Genomic DNA, 478 nt, shown 5'->3' with positions numbered 1-478 from the left:
GAGGGCCGGGCCCGCCGTGCTTGGGTGTGGCCGGCGCTCAGCCCTGGAGCTGGGCGAGGGCCTGCGCGACGGCTTCCTTGACGGAGGTGGTGGGGCGGCCGAGCAGGTTCCGCAGGTCGTTGCTGTCGGTGTACCAGCCGCCGCGCGCGGCACCGGCGCTGTTGTCGGCGATGGCGTCGGCGAGGATCTGCGGCAGGCCCACACTCGCGAGCGTGCCGGCGTACTGGGCCGGCGGCATGTCGGTGTAGGTGACCGTGGTGCCGGTCTGGGCGGAGGTCTCCGCGGCCAGGTCGTTCATGGTGAACGCGGTGCCGCCCAGCTCGTAGACCCTGTTGTCCGCCAAGTCACCGGCGGCCACGACGGCTGCCGCGGCCGCGAGGTCCGCGCGGGTCGCGCCGGAGATCTTCCCGTAGCCGGCGGAGCCGATGATGGTGCCGTACTGGAGCCACATTCCGATGTTGGCGGTGTAGTTCTCGAT

General features: G+C 72.0%; 1 protein-coding gene. It reads right to left on the bottom strand.

All coding sequences use genetic code 11. The annotated features are described in order from the left end of the window. Nucleotides 1-37: 37 nt before the first annotated feature. A partial coding sequence (locus BEK98_RS49475) for a Rossmann-fold NAD(P)-binding domain-containing protein (RefSeq protein WP_483027337.1) occupies nt 38-478 on the bottom strand: 441 nt, incomplete at its 5' end.

Source organism: Streptomyces diastatochromogenes (assembly GCF_002242805.1).
GTDB classification, from domain to species: domain Bacteria; phylum Actinomycetota; class Actinomycetes; order Streptomycetales; family Streptomycetaceae; genus Streptomyces; species Streptomyces diastatochromogenes.
The sequence above is the reverse complement of the archived record's forward strand: the minus strand, read 5'-3'. Positions and strand labels throughout refer to the sequence as shown.